Annotated in this window: 16 protein-coding genes; 9 read left to right on the top strand and 7 right to left on the bottom strand. The window is 69.1% G+C overall.

Annotation, left to right across the window (positions count from 1 at the left end):
- Positions 1–10: 10 nt before the first annotated feature.
- Positions 11–2,797, top strand: a complete 2,787-nt coding sequence (gene glnE, locus LIW09_RS11010) for a bifunctional [glutamate--ammonia ligase]-adenylyl-L-tyrosine phosphorylase/[glutamate--ammonia-ligase] adenylyltransferase (protein WP_256645664.1) — start codon at positions 11–13, stop codon at positions 2,795–2,797.
- Between the two features lie 32 nt (positions 2,798–2,829).
- On the opposite strand, the gene LIW09_RS11005 is transcribed toward glnE, so the two are convergent.
- The 3 genes from LIW09_RS11005 to LIW09_RS10995 all read right to left on the bottom strand — a co-directional run bounded on the left by LIW09_RS11005 (position 2,830) and on the right by LIW09_RS10995 (position 6,405).
- Complete coding sequence (locus LIW09_RS11005) at positions 2,830–4,608, bottom strand: putative ABC exporter domain-containing protein (RefSeq protein WP_256645663.1); 1,779 nt, start codon at positions 4,606–4,608, stop codon at positions 2,830–2,832.
- The gene (locus tag LIW09_RS11000) at positions 4,605–5,342 is read right to left on the bottom strand and encodes an ABC transporter ATP-binding protein (protein ID WP_256645662.1); all 738 of its coding nucleotides are present in this window, start codon (positions 5,340–5,342) and stop codon (positions 4,605–4,607) included. Before LIW09_RS11000 ends, LIW09_RS11005 begins: the two co-directional genes overlap by 4 nt.
- An 88-nt stretch (positions 5,343–5,430) precedes the next feature.
- A complete protein-coding gene (locus tag LIW09_RS10995) occupies positions 5,431–6,405 on the bottom strand; it encodes a mitochondrial fission ELM1 family protein (RefSeq protein WP_256645661.1) in 975 nt (324 codons plus the stop codon).
- Between the two features lie 95 nt (positions 6,406–6,500).
- Here LIW09_RS10995 and LIW09_RS10990 point away from each other — a divergent pair, with 95 nt between their 5' ends.
- From LIW09_RS10990 to LIW09_RS10965, 6 genes are all read left to right on the top strand, one after another.
- Entirely contained in the window at positions 6,501–7,091 is a 591-nt protein-coding gene (locus LIW09_RS10990; RefSeq protein WP_256645660.1) for a malonic semialdehyde reductase, read from the top strand.
- Positions 7,092–7,142: 51 nt separating this feature from the next.
- Positions 7,143–7,835: a YceI family protein gene (locus LIW09_RS10985; protein ID WP_256645659.1), complete on the top strand. Its 693-nt coding sequence runs from the start codon at positions 7,143–7,145 to the stop codon at positions 7,833–7,835.
- 3 nt (positions 7,836–7,838) lie between these two features.
- Positions 7,839–8,546 (top strand): pirin family protein, encoded by a 708-nt coding sequence (locus tag LIW09_RS10980; protein ID WP_256645658.1) that lies wholly within the window; start codon positions 7,839–7,841, stop codon positions 8,544–8,546.
- Between the two features lie 93 nt (positions 8,547–8,639).
- Positions 8,640–8,843, top strand: a complete 204-nt coding sequence (locus LIW09_RS10975) for a zinc-finger domain-containing protein (protein ID WP_256647227.1) — start codon at positions 8,640–8,642, stop codon at positions 8,841–8,843.
- A gap of 16 nt (positions 8,844–8,859) precedes the next feature.
- Complete coding sequence (locus tag LIW09_RS10970; RefSeq protein ID WP_256645657.1) at positions 8,860–9,969, top strand: glycosyltransferase; 1,110 nt, start codon at positions 8,860–8,862, stop codon at positions 9,967–9,969.
- Positions 9,966–11,267, top strand: coding sequence for an O-antigen ligase family protein (locus LIW09_RS10965; RefSeq protein ID WP_256645656.1), 1,302 nt, complete (start codon positions 9,966–9,968; stop codon positions 11,265–11,267). The genes LIW09_RS10970 and LIW09_RS10965 overlap by 4 nt, the downstream gene beginning before the upstream one ends.
- On the opposite strand, the gene lpxL is transcribed toward LIW09_RS10965, so the two are convergent.
- Positions 11,258–12,169 (bottom strand): LpxL/LpxP family Kdo(2)-lipid IV(A) lauroyl/palmitoleoyl acyltransferase, encoded by a 912-nt coding sequence (gene lpxL / locus LIW09_RS10960; protein WP_256645655.1) that lies wholly within the window; start codon positions 12,167–12,169, stop codon positions 11,258–11,260. The genes LIW09_RS10965 and lpxL overlap by 10 nt on opposite strands.
- Positions 12,170–12,213: 44 nt before the next feature.
- On the opposite strand from lpxL, the gene waaA reads away from it, so the two are divergent.
- Complete coding sequence (gene waaA, locus LIW09_RS10955) at positions 12,214–13,518, top strand: lipid IV(A) 3-deoxy-D-manno-octulosonic acid transferase (RefSeq protein WP_256645654.1); 1,305 nt, start codon at positions 12,214–12,216, stop codon at positions 13,516–13,518.
- Between the two features lie 36 nt (positions 13,519–13,554).
- Here the strand turns inward: waaA and LIW09_RS10950 are convergent, their stop codons facing one another.
- From LIW09_RS10950 to LIW09_RS10940, 3 genes are all read right to left on the bottom strand, one after another.
- Positions 13,555–14,883: a TolC family outer membrane protein gene (locus LIW09_RS10950; RefSeq protein WP_256645653.1), complete on the bottom strand. Its 1,329-nt coding sequence runs from the start codon at positions 14,881–14,883 to the stop codon at positions 13,555–13,557.
- A gap of 19 nt (positions 14,884–14,902) precedes the next feature.
- Positions 14,903–15,556, bottom strand: coding sequence for a protein-L-isoaspartate O-methyltransferase family protein (locus tag LIW09_RS10945; protein WP_256645652.1), 654 nt, complete (start codon positions 15,554–15,556; stop codon positions 14,903–14,905).
- A 135-nt stretch (positions 15,557–15,691) separates the two neighbouring features.
- Positions 15,692–16,345, bottom strand: a complete 654-nt coding sequence (locus tag LIW09_RS10940; RefSeq protein WP_256645651.1) for a TetR/AcrR family transcriptional regulator — start codon at positions 16,343–16,345, stop codon at positions 15,692–15,694.
- Between the two features lie 132 nt (positions 16,346–16,477).
- Here LIW09_RS10940 and LIW09_RS10935 point away from each other — a divergent pair, with 132 nt between their 5' ends.
- Positions 16,478–17,512 (top strand): efflux RND transporter periplasmic adaptor subunit, encoded by a 1,035-nt coding sequence (locus tag LIW09_RS10935; RefSeq protein ID WP_256647226.1) that lies wholly within the window; start codon positions 16,478–16,480, stop codon positions 17,510–17,512.
- Positions 17,513–17,514: the final 2 nt, after the last annotated feature.

Genomic DNA, 17,514 nt, shown 5'->3' with positions numbered 1-17,514 from the left:
CAATCGGCACATGGACGAATCGATCCGCACCGCCATGCACACCATCGCCACGCGCGCATTGCAGCGCCTGCGCGGCGCTGGCTGCGACATCCCGATGGACGCGGAAGCCGCACTGTCGCGGCTGGCGCTGGCCAGCGACTTCGCCATCGACATCCTGGCCATGCAGCCCGACCTGCTGGCGCGGCTGCGCGTCGACGCCACGCAGCCCGTGCCGATGCCGGCGTTGATGGCCGGCAACCGCGAGGAGTGGGCGCGCCTGCTGCGCCGCTACCGGCAGGCGGAATCGACGCGGCTGGTGTGGCGCGACGTGGTGGATGGGGCAGACGTCGATGAGATATTGGCCGGCAGCACGCTGTTGGCCGAGCGCTGTCTGCGGCTTGCGCTGGACGCGCTGGAAGAGGACTTCGCGCGGCGCTTCGGGCGGGTTCGCGACGCGCAGGGGGGCGTGCGGCGGCTGGTGGTGTTCGGCCTGGGCAAGCTGGGCGGGCACGAGTTGAACTTCAGCTCCGACATCGACCTGGTCTATGCCTATGAACACGAGGGAGAGTCCGACGGCGCGCGCGTCCTGCATGCGCAGGACTATTTCGCGCGGCTGGGGCAGCAGCTGGCGAAGCTGCTGGACGAAGTGACCGCGGACGGCTTCTGCCACCGCGTGGACCTGCGCCTGCGCCCGTTCGGCAACGCCGGCCGGGTGGCGCTGTCGTTTGCGGCGATGGAGCTGTACTTCCAGCGCGAAGGCCGCGACTGGGAGCGCTACGCGTGGCAGAAGGCGCGGCCGGTGGCCGGCGATCTGGAAGCGGGCGAGCGCCTGCTGGATGCGCTGCGGCCGTTCGTGTATCGGCGCTATCTCGACTACGGCGCGCTGGACGGGCTGCGCGCGATGAAGGCGATGATCGCCGCCGAGGTGGCGCGCAAGGACATGGCGGGCGACATCAAGCGCGGGCCGGGCGGGATTCGGGAAATCGAATTCCTGGCGCAGGCGCTGCAGTTGATCCGCGGCGGGCGCGAGCCGGTGCTGCGTCGCCGGCGACTGATGGTGGCGCTGCAGGCGCTGGTGGCAGCGGGCCACATGGAGGCGACTGCCGGCGCGGAGCTTGCGCAGGCCTATCGCTTTTTGCGCCGGCTGGAAAACCGCCTGCAGATGCTGCGCGATGCGCAAACCTACGCGCTGCCGGACGATGCGTTGGGCTGTGCGCGAATTGCGGCCGGGCTGGACTATCCGGACTGGGCGGCGCTGGATGCGGCGCTGGCGCTGCAGCGGCAACGGGTGTCGGAAGAGTTTTCCGCGCTGCTGGCGCCACGCCGTCGGCGTGCCTCCGGCAGCGACGAACTTGCCGCGTATTGGCGCGCCTTGCCCGAACATGGTGACGCCGATGCGCTGGATGCGGCCGGCTTCGACAAGGCCATCGAGCTGCATGCAAGTTTGTGCGAGTTCGCGCGAACGCCCGGCGTGCGCGATCTCTCGGATGCCGCGCGCGCGCGGCTGGACCGGGTGTTGCCGGCGTTGTTGCAGCACGCATCTGCAACCGCGCATCCGGAGGCGGTACTGCAGCGGGTGCTGCCGCTGCTGCATACCATCCTGCGGCGTGCCAGCTATCTGGCCTTGCTGGACGAGCAGCCGGCGGCGCTGGCGCGGCTGGTCGGCGCGCTGGCGCGCAGCGCGCTGTTGGGCGAGCGCCTGGCCGCGCATCCGCTGTTGCTGGATGAACTGTTGGACGTGCGCGTGGGCGGCGAGCTCCCCGGCCGCGATGCGCTGCACGCGCAGTGCGCGGCGGCGTTGCGCGGCAATGACACCGAAACCGCCTTGAATGCGCTCAACGAAGTGCGCCAGGCGTTGAGTTTCCGCTTCGCGCTGGCGCTGCTGGATGCGCGCATCGACGCGCAGGAGTGCGCGCGCGGGCTGGCGTGGCTGGCCGACGCGGTGGTGGCCTGCGTGTTGCAGCTTGCGCACGATGAGCTGCTGGCCGCGCACGGCAGCGTCGCGGGCGGGCGCTTCAGCGTGCTCGGCTACGGCACGTTGGGTGGCGAAGAACTCGGGTTCGGCTCGGATCTGGACCTGGTGTTCCTGTTCGATGCGCCGCTGGATGCCATGTCCGACGGCGCGCGGCCGCTGGACGCGCCGCGCTGGTACGCGCGGCTGGGGCAGAAGATCGTGGCCCTGCTGGGCGTGCGAACCGGCGCGGGCCGGCTGTTCGACGTGGATGTGCGGCTGCGCCCGGATGGCGCCAAGGGCCTGCTGGTCTCCAGCCTGCCCAGTTTCACCGAGTACCAGCGGCGCCGCGCCTGGACGTGGGAGCACCAGGCACTGGTGCGCGCACGCGCCATTGCCGGAGATGCGTCGCTGGCGGCGGCGTTCGAAACGCTGCGTGCGGAGGTGCTCTCGCAAGCGCGCGACCGTGTCCGGTTGGCCGACGACGTGACCTCGATGCGGCGGCGGATGCGCGCCGAGCTGGATCGCAGCGATGCCACCCTGTTCGACCTCAAGCAGGGCGAAGGCGGGCTGGTGGATCTGGAATTCCTGCTGCAGTTCATCGTGCTGCGCGATGCCGCAACGCACGCCGGGTTGTTGTTGCCGCGGGCGACGCGCGCGCTGTTGCAGGCGGCACAGGCAGCGGGAAGTCTGGATGGGGCGACCCACGCGGGGCTGGTGGATGCGCATGTTGCGCTGCTGGACACGGGCCTGCGCTGCACGCTGGACCGACGCCCGCGTCGCGCCGCCCATGATGCGCGGGTGGAACCGGCGCGAGCGGCGATTCGCGCGGCGGCACGCGCGGCGGGGCTGTCATTCGGCGCGTGAGCAAGCGCCCGGCCTGCGCCTGCCAATGTCGCTCAGCGCAATTCCTGCGAGACGTCGAAGCCATCGATGCGGCGGCCGAGCAACGACACCGCCCAGTCGAGTTCCAGCGCCAGCACCGCGCACGCGCAGGCCGCTGCCACCAGCGCGCCGACGGCCATGCCGGCCAGCCAGTTCGCCAGCAGGAAGCCCAGCCCGCCGAGCACCGCGGCCGGCAGCATCACCACGGCCAGGGTCAGCATGTAGCCGGCCATGAAGATCATGCGCTGCCCCATCACTTCAACCCCGCGCCCGCCGCCTTTCTGCGGCGAAATCCAGGCGGGGAAATACAGGGTGGCGGCGAACGGGACGCACAGCATCAGGCCACACAGCGGCGGGACCAGCAGTGCCACGCCGGCCCCGGCGGCGGTGATGACGGTGGGCGTGAATCCGGCGCGACCACCTGTGGCGACGAAGCACAGCACGGACACCAGCAGCAGCAGCCAAAGCCCGAAGATCATGATCGTGGACGGCGTCATGATTTCGCCCAGCGCGATCTGCCGGCCGCGCAGCGGCGTGGCCTTGAGAATGTCCAGATACAGCAGGGTGCGCTGCAGGCCGCGTTGCATCAGCATCGGCCCCAGCAGCAGGCCCCATGCGGCGATCATCAGGCCCGCAGCGCCGAGGGCAACCAGCGCGGGCTTCATCGCGGGGTCGGCTGCGAGCCAGCGCACGCCCAGCACCACGACGGCGCATGCCACCGCCCAGCTGCGCAGGCGATAGAACGGCCCAGCCGCAATCAGCCCCTTCCACAGGAACGCAAGGGGCGCGCGGCCACTTGCAGCAAGCGGGAAGGGTTCGCTGCGCGGCTTCGTCGGGCCGCGTTCGCGCAGTCGCCCGTTGCGCATCGCGGCCTTGCGCAGCGCGCGGCGCGACGCATGTGCGATCGACGCTTCTTCGAACGACACTTGCGCGCGCACCACCCACGCGTAATGCGCGACCAGCAGCGCCAGCGCGGGGGGCAGCGTGCGCAGGAAGGCGGCGGCATCGGGCGCGAAGATCGGCGCCACCGCCCATTGAAACGGCATCAACAGCCACGACAGCGGCGCGGTCCCGACAATGCCGCGGAACCAGGCGCGCACCGCCGCCAGGTCCGACCCCGCATCGCCCGCTGGCCAGTGCAGCTGTGCGCGCAGCGACCACCAACAGGCGAACGCGACCAGCAGCGCCACCACGACCACCGCCAATCGGCGCGGCCACGCGCGCAGCCCCAGGCCGGCCAGCCGATTGCGCGAGAACGCGCCCGCCAGCATGTGCAACCGGCACATCGACAGCAGCAACCACAGGCCGACGGCGTATTGCAGCGGGTGGCCGGTCAGCGGACTGCCGCGGCGCAGCAGGACGCCGAGCAGGAAGGCGGAAAAAAAGATGCCGAGCTGCGACCGCAGCAAGTTCAACTGGATGAGCGTGGTGCGGGTGAGCGGTGCGGGAAACAGGAAGTCGATTTCGGTTTCGCTGAAGCCAAGCTTCGCCTCGTCGCCGGAAAACAGCCAGTCCAGCACCATCAGCAACGCCAGTACCAGCGCGGCCAGCGTGGCGACATCGCCCAGTGCATCGGCGGGCAGCCTCAGCCCGGTTGATTCGCGCCCGGCCTGCAGCATGTGGCGGAACACGAACACGTACATGTAGGCGATGCCCGCCAGCGCGCCCACCAGGTACTTGGGCTGGCGCAGCCGCAGCAGGCGCTGGCGCAGGGTGTTGTACAGCGACATCACCTGCAGATAGGCGAAGGCGCCCACCACTGCGCCAAGCCGGTTGTGGGTGGCTGCGTTCACGAGCGCAGGCTTTCGCTGTCGCCGGTGGCGCGGAAGAACACGTCCTCCAGGCTGGCGTCGCCATCGGCCGCGTAAAGCGCGCGCACCTCGGCCACCGATCCATTGGCGAGCTTGCGGCCGTCCTTGAGGATCAGCAGATGGGTGCAGACTTCTTCCACCAGGTCCAGCAAATGCGAACTGAGGATGATGGCCACGCCTTCGCCGGCGAGCCGGCGCATGCTGTTTTTCATCCGGCGGATGCCATACGGATCCAGCCCGGTCAGCGGTTCGTCCAGCACCACCGCGCGCGGTCCGTGCAGCAGGCCGCAGGCGATCGCCAGTTTCTGCTTCATGCCACGCGACAGTTCGGCCGGCAGCAACTTGCGCTTGTCGCCCATTTCCAGTTCATCCAGCAGCGGCTGCGCGCGTTCCTGCCAATCGGCCACGCCGTACAGGCGGGCGACGAAGTTCAGGTGTTGCTCGACGGTGAGGTGGTCGAACAGGCGCGGTTCGTCGGGGATGAACGCCAGCTGGCGTTTGGCCGCGACCGGATCGGCGGCAATATCGACACCGCCGATGCGCGCGTGCCCCAAGGTGGCCGGGATGATGCCGGCCAGGCAACGCAGCGTGGTGGTCTTGCCCGCACCGTTCGGGCCGACCAATCCCAGGACTTGCCCGGCACCGACCTGGAACGACAATTGATCGACGGCGGTGAATTGCCCGTAACGCTTGCTGAGGCCCTCGACTTCGATCATTCGCTTGGTATTCCGATGCTGGCTTGAAGTGGAAAGGTCATTCTGAACCATTCCGTCATTCCACCTTCACTGGGACAACAATAGTTGTTCAGAGCATCCCTGAAAGAGATAGCCGCGATCGGATTTCCTGCGCCACGCGCTCGGTTTCGCGCAGCGGAGGGGCTTCGAAGGGGGCCATGGCGGCGTCCAGTGGGCGGGCGTGACCGCGTGCAAGCAGGGCATCGATGAAGCCGCGCGGGCGCCCGCGCAGGGCCTGTGGTTGCCAGATGAACAGCGGCGCATGGGTGGCGGCGGCTTCGCTGAGCATGTTCACCGAGTCTGGCGTGCACACCAGCCGGTCGGCGTTGGCCAGCAGGCCGGCATAGGGATTGGCGCCATCGCCGGTATCCCGCCAGCGCAGGCCGGGCAGGCGCGGGTCAAGCGCGCCCAGCGCAGAGCGCCATGCGGCTGGCGTGCGCCGCGACGCGATGGCGCTGAGGCTGCCGTGTTCGGCGCGGGCCTGCGCCGCCAGACGCTGCAACAGGTCGGAGAAGCCGGCAGTTTCCAGTGGCGCATGCTCGGTGGGCCCGCCGACCAGCAGCACCGTGTGCGGCGTCGGCAGCATGGCCAGTTCGGGAAAGGCGGAAATCGCGCACAGCAGCCAGTCGTCATCCACCGGATTGAGGCTGCCCAGGGTGGTGATGACGTTGTCGCCGCGCAAGTTATCGTGCGCGGGCGCCACCACCACGTCCCAGTGCCGGGGGGCGATGCGCGGGTCGAGGATCTGCACCGCGCGACTGCCGCGCGCGCGCAGCAGGCGCGTGGCAAGCGCCGCCTGACGGCCGCAGCCGACGGCAATTGCGGGCGGCGACGCGGACGTGGCCTGGAAGCCGGGGCCGAACGGCGCACCGGAAAGCGGCCATTGGCGCGGTGCGAACCAGCGCGCAAGCAGATCCGGATGCAGGATGGCATCGCCGGCATCGGGATTCAGTGCCCGTGCCAGCGCCCGCGCCTGGCGCGCATTGCCGGCGCGACCGTCGTGCAGGGCGAGGGTGGTGGAGCGGACTATGGAGCTTTGTTGCATGATTGGCATCAATTCGTTCCGAATATGCTGCATTACATGCGCCGGTGGAACTATACACTGTGCGCCATCGCCTCCACACGATACTCGAGAATCCCATGACCCAGTTGCTGACCGATACCGCGCTTGACCAGTTGTTTCGCACCGCTCGCACCTACAACGCCTTCACCGGCGAGGTGACCGACGAGACCCTGCGCAAGCTCTACGACCTGCTGAAGTTCGGCCCCACCGAGGCCAACACGACGCCGGCGCGCATCGTGTTCGTGAAGTCGGACGAGGCCAAGGCCAAGCTCGGCCCGGCGCTGAGCGAGGGCAATTACAAGAAGACGATGGAAGCGCCGGTGGTGGCCATCGTCGGCTACGACATGCGCTTCTTCGACAAGCTGCCGGTGCTGTTCCCGCACACCGACGCCAAGCCGTGGTTCGAGCACCGCGACGAGGCCAACCTGGCCTGGGTGGCGATGCGCAGCAGCGCGTTGCAGACCGCCTACCTGATCCTGGCGGCGCGTTCGCTGGGCCTGGACTGCGGGCCGATGACCGGCTTCGACAACGCCAAGGTGGATGAGGCGTTCTTCGCCGGCACGCCGATCCGCTCCAACATCCTGGTCAATCTTGGGCACGGCGATCCGGCCAGCATCTTCCCGCGTTCGCCGCGACTGAGCTTCGACGAAGCCTGCCGCATCGAATGACGTGCGTGATTGCCACGCCATCGCCCTGTCGGTTTAATCGGAGCTTCGCCCATGATCACGATTCGCACCCTGTTGCTGCCGCTGGCCATCGCTGCCGCGGTTGCCGCCTGCAGCGGGCCGGCCGCGCCCGCCGCCACGGCAGCGTCGGCTGTTGCATCCGCCCCTGCGCCCGCGGTTCACGCTGCGCCGGCGATCCAGGCCCGGTCCGGAACCTATGCGCTCGACCCGACCCACACCAACGTGTTGGTGCAGTGGAGCCACTTCGGTTTCTCGCAGCCCAGCGCGGCGTTCGCCATCAGTGCGGGCACGCTGGTGTATGACGCCGCCGACGTTGGCAACTCGCGCGTGGAGGTGACGATCCCGGTTGCCGCCATCGATACCTTCGTGCCGGCGCTGGACGAGCATTTGCGGAAAGCCGATTTCTTCGACGTGGTCCGTTATCCGCAGGCCGGATTCAAGAGCACCTCGGTGCAGGCGGACGGCGTCAACCGGTTACGCGTGACCGGTGACCTGACCATCAAGGGCATCACCAAGCCGGTGGCATTGGCGGTGACGCTGAATGGTGCCGGCGAACACCCGATGCTCAAGCAGCAGGCGATCGGCTTCTCCGCCAGCGCAATGCTGAAGCGCAGCGATTTCGGCATGGGCGCGTTCGCGCCGGGCGTCAGCGACGAGGTGCAGTTGCGCATCACCACCGAAGGCGCCCTGGTCAACGCGGCAGCGCCTGCCGTCACCGAGGAGTAAGCGATGATCGTCGAACGCCCCGCCGCCGCACGCGGCGATGCGACGCTGGACTGGCTGCACAGCTGGCACACGTTTTCCTTTGGTCACTATTACGACCCCGAGTGGATGGGTTTCGGCGTCCTGCGCGTCATCAATGACGACACCGTGGCGCCCGGCGGCGGGTTCGCCCCGCATCGCCACGCCAACATGGAGATCATCAGCGTGGTGTTGCAGGGCGCGCTGGCGCACAAGGACAGCGCCGGCCATGCCGGCGTGATCCGCGTGGGTGACGTGCAGTGGATGAGCGCCGGGCATGGCATCGAGCACAGCGAATACAACGGGTCGGATGCCGAGCCGGTGCACTTCCTGCAAATCTGGATCCAGCCGGATCGGCTCAACCACGCGCCCGCCTACGACCAGAGGCATTTCGACCCGGATGCGCGGCGTGGCCGCTGGGTCACGCTGGCGTCGCCGCAGGGAGTGGACGGCTCCATCGCCATTCGCCAGCAGGCGACGCTGTCGGCCACGCGCCTGCTGGCAGGCGACGCAGTGCAGGCCAGCCTTGACCCCGCGCGCCGGTACTGGCTGCATGTGGCCACCGGCGAGATCGCGCTGGGCGATCGGGTACTGGGTGCCGGCGCTGCGCTGGGCTTCGTCGAGGAGGCTGGCGAACTTGCGCTGCGTGGCCTCGCGGACACCAGTGACGTGCTGCTGTTCGAATTGCCCGCGTAGTTGCGGCAGCGGGCCTGCGCGTCGTTCCCGCGAAAGCGGAAATGACGGATGCGCGTTAAACTGGCCGCGTTCCCGCAACTGCGTAAGTTCAACATGGCCGAGCCAGCCCGCACCGCTACCGCGTCCTCCAAAGCCCCGCAACGGCATGAGGTGCGTCGCGCCGATCTGCCGCTGAGTTGCCCGCTGCCGTCAATGGCGGTGTGGGATGAGCATCCGCGCGTGTATCTGTCGATCGTGGAAGACGGCGGCGAAAGCCAGTGCCCATACTGCGGCGCCATTTACGTCCTGATTGACTGATTGCCTGGCGCAGCCGATGCGCCGCCTGACCGTGGTGCAGCTGCTGCCGGCGCTGGACGCCGGTGGTGTTGAGCGTTCCACGCTGGAAATCGCCCAGGCGCTGCTGCGCGCCGGTCATCGCGCCATCGTGGTCTCGGCCGGTGGGCGCCTGCTGCCGGAGCTGCAGGCGCTGGGTGCCGGGCACGTCACGTTGGCCGTTGGCCGCAAATCGCCGCTTGCGCTGCGTCATGTCCCGGCGTTGCGCAGGCTGTTTGCCAAAGTCGATATCGTGCACGCCCGCTCGCGCCTTCCGGCATGGCTGGCGTGGCTGGCGCTGCGCGGGATGCCCGTCCATGCCCGCCCGCATTTCGTCACCACCGTGCACGGCCTGAACTCGCCCTCTCGCTACAGCGCGATCATGACCCGTGGCGAGCGCGTCATCTGCGTGTCGAATACGGTTCGCGAGCATCTTCTGCGCCACTATCCGAATGGCGCTGCGGGGCGCTTGACGGTGATCCCGCGCGGCATCGACCCCGACGCGTTTCCGCGCGCCCCGTCGCCAGGTCGCGCGGCGCGTTCGCAGGTCGCGGCGCGGCACCCGCAGCTGGGTGGAGACGGCCCGCTACTGCTGCTGCCGGGGCGCGGCACGCGCCTGAAAGGACATGCCGATGCCATCGACTTGCTGGCCACGCTGCGCGCGCAGGGCGGTGATGCGCGCTTGTGGATGCCGGGTGCGGTGCAGGCGGGTCGCGAGCGCTATCTGGCAGAACTTGCACGGCGCGCCACGACGGCCGGGGTGGGCGAAGCACTGGCGATGACCCCGCCAACGCAGGCCATGCCGGTGGCCTATGCGGCCTGCGACCTGGTCCTGCAACTGTCGCGCAAGCCGGAGGCGTTCGGGCGCACGGTGCTGGAAGCGCTGTCGGTGGGGCGGCCGCTGCTGGGCTGGGAGCACGGTGGCGTGGGCGAGCTGCTGCGCGCGCTGCAGCCGGAGGGTGCGGTGGAGCCATTCGATGCCGCTGCGCTGGCGCTGCGCGCCGAGGAACTGCTGGTCCGCCCCCCGGCGTTGCCGGCTACGATGGGCGATTCTTTGTGCGCGATGCAGGAGGCAACCTTGGCGGTGTACCTGGCGGTGATGGACGCATGAGTGCAACCACCGCGACCGCGCCGCCGGTTCTGCGCTGGGCGCCCGCGTGGGTGCTGCTGGTGGTGGCGCTGTGGCCGCTGCACGGGGTGGCCGAAGTGGTGCTGGTGCTGGGCGCCCTGGCCGGCCTGCTGCGGCTGCTGGCGTTGCGTTTTCGTGGTGGCACGGCGCTGCTTGCGATGCCGGCGTGGGCGCTGTGCAGCGTGCTGTTTTCCTCCTATTGGCTGGCGGAGGCCGCGTCCGCCGTGGATGCGGTGGATGCGCTGCGCGCGGTGCGTGAAGTCCTGATCGACCTGCGTTATCTGCCGTTCTTGTGGCTGGTGGCGGTGGCGGTGGCCAACGATGTCGGCCGGCGCAGGGTGTTTGGCGGGCTGGCGCTGATCGTCGGCGTGTGGACGCTGGATGCGCTCATCGAGGCGGCATTGGGAACCAGCCCGCTGTTCTGGCTGATCGACCACGGCAAGCAGGCAATCAGCGGGCATGGCATGTGCAGTGCGGCGCAGGTGGCGGCGGCCGATCGCCTGGCCGGCGTGCTGGGGCCGTGCAACCTCAAGCTGGGGATCGTGTTGGCCAGCCTGTCGCCGTTTGCGCTGGAAGCTGCCTGGCAGCGGCTGGGGCGCATTGGCTGGGTGCTGGCGGCGAGTGCCATCGGACTGGTCGTGTTGCTTGCCGGGTCGCGCGCGTCGTGGCTGACCTATGCGTTGGTGTTGCTGTGCAGCGGCTGGCGTGCGTTGGGCTGGCGCAGGCTGCTGCTGCTGTTCGCGGCCGGCGCGCTGGCGCTGGCGATTGCGGGCGTGGTCTCGCCGCAGGTGCAGGGGCGCATGCAGCGCACCGCCCAGCTCGTGTCCACCGCCCCCTCCGGCGTGGATATGGCGCTGTCGGGCCGCAGCCGGATCTGGTCTGCGGCGGTGTGCATGGCACGCGCGCACCCGATCAACGGAGTGGGCGTGCGCGGTTTCCGCGACGCCTTCCCGGCCTGCGATCCACAACCCGGCGTGGCAGCGGCTTGGGGCGCGGGCGTTGCGCTGCACGCGCACCAGATCGTGTTGGAAGTGTTGTCTGAAACCGGTTTGATCGGGCTGCTGCTGTGGCTGGCCGGGGCCGCGCTGGCTTGGCGGGCGTGGCGTTTTGCCGACGATCAGGCGCGCGCGCGCGCGCGTCCCGCCATGCTGGCGCTGGCGGTCAGCGTGTTTCCCTTCAATACCCATTTGGCCGCGTATTCCACCTTCTGGGGCAGCGTGCTGCTGCTGCTGGCCGGGCTTTACGCGGGCAGCCTGTGGGGACGGGTGGATCAGCGGTAGCGCGGTGGGCTGCCGTCCGGTTGGCGCTTGAAGCGTCGATGCAGCCACAGATATTGGCTGGGTGCTTCGCGCACCATCGCCTCGATGGCGGCATTCACCCGCGCGCTGTCGATGACGGCATCCTCGGTCGGGAACGGCGCCAGTGGCTGGCCCACGCGCAGGGTATAACGCCCGCCTTCGCGCCGATGAAAGAACGGCACCACGGCGCAGCCGGTGAGGCGTGCGAATTGATGGGTCGCGGTGATGGTGGCCGCCGGAATGCCGAAGAACGGTGCAAACACGGTGTCCTTGCCGCGCATGTCCTGGTCCGGCGCGTACCACAGCACCCCGCCGTGCTTGAGGTGGCGGATCGCCGCACGGGTGTCGCTGTTGCCGAACATCGCACACGCGTAGCGCAGGCGCCCGCGCAGCACCGCCCATTCCATCACCGGGCTGCGGTGACGGCGATACATGCCGGCCAGCGGCACGTGGTCGCACAGCAGGCGCCCGCACATTTCCAGGGTCATGAAGTGGCCGGACACCAGCAGGATGCCGCGGCCCTCGGCCTGCAGCTGTTGCAGGATCTCCAGCCCCTCGATGTGCGCGCTGCGCCGCATGGGAGCGGCATCGCCCCACCAGGCGCGGGCGAATTCAAACAGGCCGATGCCGACGTCGCGGAAATTGGCGTGGAGCAGGCGCTCGCGTTGCGCAGCGTCCAGCGCCGGCAGGCACAGCGCAAGATTGCTGCGGGCGGCCTCGCGGCGATCCTTCAGCAGGCGCAGGGCCAGCCAGCCCACGCCCGCGCCCAGCCAGCGCTGCGCGCGCCACGGCAGGCGCGCCAGCGCCATGCACAGGCCCACGCCCAGCCAGGCGGGCCAGTGTTTCGGGGCAAGCGAGGGCCGGGACGGTGGTGTCGATGTCATGCGGGGGATTCTACCGACCGCGCCGGCTTCGCTATCCTGTACGGATGCGGGCCGATCTCACCGAACGCGTGTTGCGGGGCCTGTATTCGGCCACGTTGTATCTGCTTGTGCCGATCACGCTGTATCACCTGATCTGGCGCGGCTTTCGCCAGCGCGCCTATTTCCAGCGCTGGGACGAGCGCTATGCCGCATATTTCTCCGCCGGCGGCCCGGCGCCGCTGTGGCTGCATGCGGTGTCGGTGGGCGAGGTCAACGCGGCCGCCCCGCTGGTGGATGCGCTGCGCCGCCTGCGCCCCGACCTGCGGCTGGTGGTGACCACGATTACCCCGACCGGCTCCGATCGCGTGCTTGCACTGTGGGGCGATGCGGTGACCCACGTGTACCTGCCTTACGACTTGCCGGGTGCGGTGGCACGCTTCCTGGATCAGTTCCGGCCGGCGCTGGCGTTGATCGTGGAAACCGAGCTGTGGCCGAACCTGCTGTTCGGCTGCCGCGACCGGCAGATCCCCAGCTTCATCCTCAACGCGCGCCTGTCGGCTCGCTCGCTGCGCGGCTACCGGGTGCTGGCACCGTTGATCCGTCGCGCGCTGGCCAGCGTGCATCTGGTGGCGGCGCAGTCGAAGGAGGATGCCCGCCGCTTCGAGAAGCTGGGCGCGCGTGCCGATTGCGTGCAGGTCACCGGCAACCTGAAGTTCGACATGGCGCCGGTGGTCAGCGCCGGGTTCGTCCATGATTTCCACGCGGCATTGGGCGTGTCCCGGCCGATCTGGATTGCGGCCAGCACCCACGAGGACGAGGAAGCGGGCGTGCTGGAGGCGCATCGCGTGCTGCGTGACAGCCACCCGCAGGCCCTGCTGCTGTGGGCGCCGCGCCATCCCGAACGATTCCGGGCGGTGGCCGAGCGTGCGCGCGAAGCGGGGTTCGCCGTTGCCACCCGCAGTGAACAGGTCTGGCCACAACGCGATACCGGCGTATTCGTGATCGATACCCTGGGCGAGCTGCTGCGGTTTTATGCCTGCGCGCAGGTGGCGTTCGTCGGCGGCAGCTGGCAGCCGGTGGGCGGGCATAACCTGCTGGAGCCGGCCGCGACGGGCACCGCCATTCTCAGTGGCCCGCAGCTGCACAATTTCGCCGACATTGCGCGCCGCCTGCGCGAGGCGAATGCAATGCAGGTGGTTGTGGATGCATCGACGCTGGCGGCAGCGCTGCGCGGGCTGTTCGATGATCCGGCCGGGCGCCACGCGATGACCGCCAATGCGGCCCGGCTGCTGGAAGAGGGGCGCGGTGCGCTGGCGCGCACGCTGGATCTGGTGGCGCCGCTGCTGCCAGCTGCACCACCATTCCGCTAGGCGGGCAGGCGCACGGCCTGCCGCGCCTGGGCCGGCTCAGCGCGCGGCCAATTCCTTGCCCAGCGGCTTGTCGGCGGTCAGCAGGCGGTTGATGTCTTCCACGTCGGACACGTCCAGCGACCCGGCAGCCTGCTCCAGCAGCAACCGGCTCTGCAGGAAGTTGTACTTGGCCTGCGCGAACGCCTGCTGCGCGGCAAACAGGGTGCGCTGGTTGTTCAGCACGTCGAGCACGGTGCGCGTGCCGACTTCCAGTCCGACCTGCGAGGCGTCGTAGGCACTTTGCGCCGACACCAGCGCCAACCGGCGCGCTTCCACTTCGCTGATGCCGGCGACCACCGCCTGATAGGCGCTGCGGGTACTGCGTTCGATCGAGCGCTTGGTCTGCTCCGCCAGGTCGGCGGCGCTGTCGCGCTGGGCCAGGGCGCTGCGCACGCCGGATTGGGTTGCAAAGCCCGAGAAAATCGGGATGTTGACGGTCAGGCCGACGCTGGTGCTGGCCTTGTTGGCGCCGACGAACGCCGGGTCGAACAATCCCGGAATCGCCTTGCCGTACGAGGCCTGCAGCCCCAGCGTGGGGTAGTGGCCGGCGCGCGCGGTGGACACGCCCGCCTCGGCAGCCTCGAGACTGGCTTGCTGCGCCTTCAGCGACGGATTGCTGGCCAGCGCATTGGCCACCCATGCATCCACGCCCTGTTCGGCCGGCAGCGCCGGCTTGAAGTCGTCGGGCAGGCCCTTGAGGTTGGCCACCGGGGCATTGGTGATTTCCACCAGCGCCTGATAGGCATCCTGCAAGGCATTGCGGGCCAGCAGCGTGTTGGCGCGCGTGCCGTCGTACTGGGCGCGCGCTTCGTACACGTCGGTGATCGGAGCCAGGCCCACTTCCAGGCGCTTGCTGGCGAAGTCGAATTGCTTTTTCAGCGCGGTCTCCGCGGCCTCGGCGGCGGCCAGCGTTTCCAGCTGCACCAGCACGTTGAAGTAGGCGGCGGAGGTGCGGGTGATCAAATTCTGGCCGGCAGCCTCCAGGGTGTAGCCGCCCGCGCGATCCTGTGCCTTGGCGCCTTGCAGTGCGGTGTAGTTGCCGAAATTGAACAGCGACTGCTGCAGGCTGACGCCCCAGGTGCCGGTGCGCGAGGCGCCCGCGCCGTGGTCAACCCGGGTGCTGCCCACCGAGCCGCCGATGTTGGGCAACAGGTTGGCGCGCGCCTGCACCGGGCGCTCTGCAGCGCCGGCGCGGTTGGCTTCCGCCGCCGCGTACTGCGGGTCGCTGCTGCGCGCGTTCTGGTAGCTCTGGAGCAGATCGTCTGCCTGGGCGGCGACCGGCAGCAGGGCGAGGGCGAGGGCGAGGGCAAGCGGGCGACGCAGCATGGGGAGGATCCTTGGCGGCTTACAGAGTGAAGGTGGGCGCCGGCTCGGCGCCGACCAAATAGGGAAGGTCGGTTTCGAACAACGATTCGACGCGGCTGCCGTTGACAGTGCGGTGCACCAGCACCGCCTCCATCGCCGGCGCGCGGCCGCGCACTGCGAACATGCGGCCGTTCGGCGTCAGCCACTCCACGAAGCGTGCCGGGATGGCATCCACTGCGCCAGTGACACAAATCACGTCAAACGTGCGGCCGGGATTCCATGCGAGTGCGTCGGCGGTGCGCACCTGCGCGTTGCCGATGCCCTGCACGGCCAGCCGGCCCTGTGTGGCTTCGGCCAGATCGGCATGGCGTTCGATGCTGACCACTTCACGCGCCAGCTGCGCCAGGCACGCGGTCAGGTAGGCGCTGCCGGTGCCGATCTCCAGCACGCTTTCGTGGGCGGCGGGCAGCAGTGCCTGCAGGGCGCGGCCTTCCATGACCGGCTTCATCATCACTTCGCCGTGGCCCAGCGGGAGTTCGGTGTCGGCATAGGCCAGACCGCGCAGCGCGTCGGCCACGAACGCCTCGCGCGGCAGCCGGGCCAGGATGTCCAGCACGCGGACATCGAGCACGTCCCAAGGGCGTACTTGCTGTTCCACCATGGTTTCGCGGGCGCGGGCGAAGTTGATGCTCATGCGTGAAAAATCCGTTGCGGGGAACCGTGCATTGTAGTGCCGGCAGGGTTCGATCTGGCGGGCAGTGTGGGCGTACCAACACACCAGCACGCAGTGCCGGAAGTCATCGGCTGCCCGGCGCTGGAAAGCGTTCGTTCAGGGTATTGCATAGGCGCGAAGAAACAGGTCGATCACGCTTGCGATGTGCTGGTCGATGCTGTCCCCGCAGGTGCTGGCGCCGCCGCAGCAGCTGCCCATGACTGCGCGCGCGTGCAGATCGCCTTTGAGCAGGGTGAAGAAGTGGCCGGCGGCGCGCTGCGGGTCGTCGATCGCCAGCTCACCGGCGGCGATCCGGCGTTCCAGCAGGGCGCTGAATGCGGCATTGACCCGCGCCGGGCCGGCTTCCCAGATCATCGTCGGCAACTGGCTGCCGGCGACCTGTGGCGAGCACAGCACGCGGTGCCCGGCGATGGCCTCGGGCGACAGGACCATCGCCAGGAAGGCGTTCGCGATGACGGTCAGGCGCTGCCGCAGCGGCGTGTCCGGGGTGGGCTCGAACAGCTGCGTGGGCATGCCCTGCTCGCAGTGGGCGCGCACGGCTTCGGTGAACAGACTGTCCTTGTCGCCGAAGTGGCTATAGACAGTGAGCTTGGAGACGCCCGCCTCCGCGGCGATCTGGTCCATGCTCACCCCGTCGAAGCCGTGCTGGATGAACATGCGCTTGGCCGCTTCCAGGACAGCCACGCGCTTGGCGGGGTCCTTCGGGCGGCCGGGGCTGGCGGGCTTGCTGGGGGCGATGCTTCGGCTCATGCCTTGATACTGGACTGCGAAGTTTCGTAATTATACCATACCGGCCAGTTCAATTATGGCGCGACCAGCGGAGCGAGCATGCAACACGGTGGACGGTGGTGGAACACGACGCTGGCGCTGCGTCTGGCGGCAATGACCACGCTGGCGCTGGTAATGGCGGCATGCGGCGATGAGCGGCCGGCGCCGCAGGCGCTGCGCACGGTGCTGGTGGTGCAGCCGGGTGCCACGCCGGGCATGGCGGGTGATGCCTTTGCCGGCGAAGTGCATGCGCGCCAGGAGAGTCCGTTGGCGTTTCGGGTGGGCGGCAATCTGGTCAAGCGGCTGGTGGATGCCGGTACGCAGGTCAAGCAAGGGCAAGTGCTGGCCGAACTCGACCCCGGCGATTCGCGGCTGCAGGCCAGCGCCGCGCAGGCGGAGATGGAGCGGCTTGGCGGCGATCTGGCGCGTTACCGCAAGCTGCTGGCGCAAAACATGGTCAGTCAGTCGGCATTCGATGCCCAGCAGGCCGCCTACCGTGCCGCCCGCGCGCAATACGAACTGGCGCGCAACCAGTCCAGCTACAGCAGCCTGAGCGCGCCGCGTGATGGCGTGATTGCCAGTCGTCAGGCCGAAGCCGGGCAGGTGGTGGCCGCCGGGCAGCCGGTGTTCGTACTGGCGGCCGGCGGTGATCGTGAAGTGGCGATTGATCTTCCCGAGGCGCGCATCCGCGATTTCCATACCGGGCAAGCGGCCATCGTCGAATTGTGGAATGCGCCTGGGCGGCACCTGCCAGGGACGCTCCGTGAAATCGCCGCCACCGCCGATCCGCAGACCCGGACCTATGCCGCGCGAGTGGCGCTGCAAGGCGATGCTGCGGCGCAGGTGGCGCTGGGTTCGAGTGCGCGCGTGTTCATTGCCGGTCCCGCAGCGGGTGCCGGCCTGCGCCTGCCGCTGGCGGCGGTGCAGCGCGGCGCAGCGGGCGCTGCGGTATGGGTGGTGGATGCCGGCAACGTGGCGCATTCGCGCGCGGTGCGATTGGGCGGTTACGCCGAAGACAGCGTGCCGCTGCTGGCGGGCGTCAAGGCGGGTGAGTGGGTGGTGGCAGGCGGCGGCCACCTGCTGCGTGAAGGTGAAAAAGTCGCGCCAGTGGACCGGCGCAATCGTCCCGTCGTCGTGCAGGCGCGCTGAGC

Origin of the sequence: Thermomonas paludicola, from assembly GCF_024498955.1 — a bacterium.
GTDB classification, from domain to species: Bacteria; Pseudomonadota; Gammaproteobacteria; order Xanthomonadales; family Xanthomonadaceae; genus Thermomonas; species Thermomonas paludicola.
The sequence above is the reverse complement of the archived record's forward strand: the minus strand, read 5'-3'. Positions and strand labels throughout refer to the sequence as shown.

Coding starts and splice junctions, on each gene's coding strand:
- LIW09_RS10985 (WP_256645659.1), top strand. CDS start 7,143: ATGATCACGATTCGCACCCTGTTGCTGCCGCTGGCCATCGCTGCCGCG.
- lpxL (WP_256645655.1), bottom strand. CDS start 12,169: ATGACATCGACACCACCGTCCCGGCCCTCGCTTGCCCCGAAACACTGG.
- LIW09_RS10995 (WP_256645661.1), bottom strand. CDS start 6,405: ATGCAACAAAGCTCCATAGTCCGCTCCACCACCCTCGCCCTGCACGAC.
- LIW09_RS10975 (WP_256647227.1), top strand. CDS start 8,640: ATGGCCGAGCCAGCCCGCACCGCTACCGCGTCCTCCAAAGCCCCGCAA.
- waaA (WP_256645654.1), top strand. CDS start 12,214: ATGCGGGCCGATCTCACCGAACGCGTGTTGCGGGGCCTGTATTCGGCC.
- glnE (WP_256645664.1), top strand. CDS start 11: ATGGACGAATCGATCCGCACCGCCATGCACACCATCGCCACGCGCGCA.
- LIW09_RS10990 (WP_256645660.1), top strand. CDS start 6,501: ATGACCCAGTTGCTGACCGATACCGCGCTTGACCAGTTGTTTCGCACC.
- LIW09_RS10980 (WP_256645658.1), top strand. CDS start 7,839: ATGATCGTCGAACGCCCCGCCGCCGCACGCGGCGATGCGACGCTGGAC.
- LIW09_RS10970 (WP_256645657.1), top strand. CDS start 8,860: ATGCGCCGCCTGACCGTGGTGCAGCTGCTGCCGGCGCTGGACGCCGGT.
- LIW09_RS10935 (WP_256647226.1), top strand. CDS start 16,478: ATGACCACGCTGGCGCTGGTAATGGCGGCATGCGGCGATGAGCGGCCG.
- LIW09_RS11000 (WP_256645662.1), bottom strand. CDS start 5,342: ATGATCGAAGTCGAGGGCCTCAGCAAGCGTTACGGGCAATTCACCGCC.
- LIW09_RS10950 (WP_256645653.1), bottom strand. CDS start 14,883: ATGCTGCGTCGCCCGCTTGCCCTCGCCCTCGCCCTCGCCCTGCTGCCG.
- LIW09_RS10945 (WP_256645652.1), bottom strand. CDS start 15,556: ATGAGCATCAACTTCGCCCGCGCCCGCGAAACCATGGTGGAACAGCAA.
- LIW09_RS10940 (WP_256645651.1), bottom strand. CDS start 16,345: ATGAGCCGAAGCATCGCCCCCAGCAAGCCCGCCAGCCCCGGCCGCCCG.
- LIW09_RS10965 (WP_256645656.1), top strand. CDS start 9,966: ATGAGTGCAACCACCGCGACCGCGCCGCCGGTTCTGCGCTGGGCGCCC.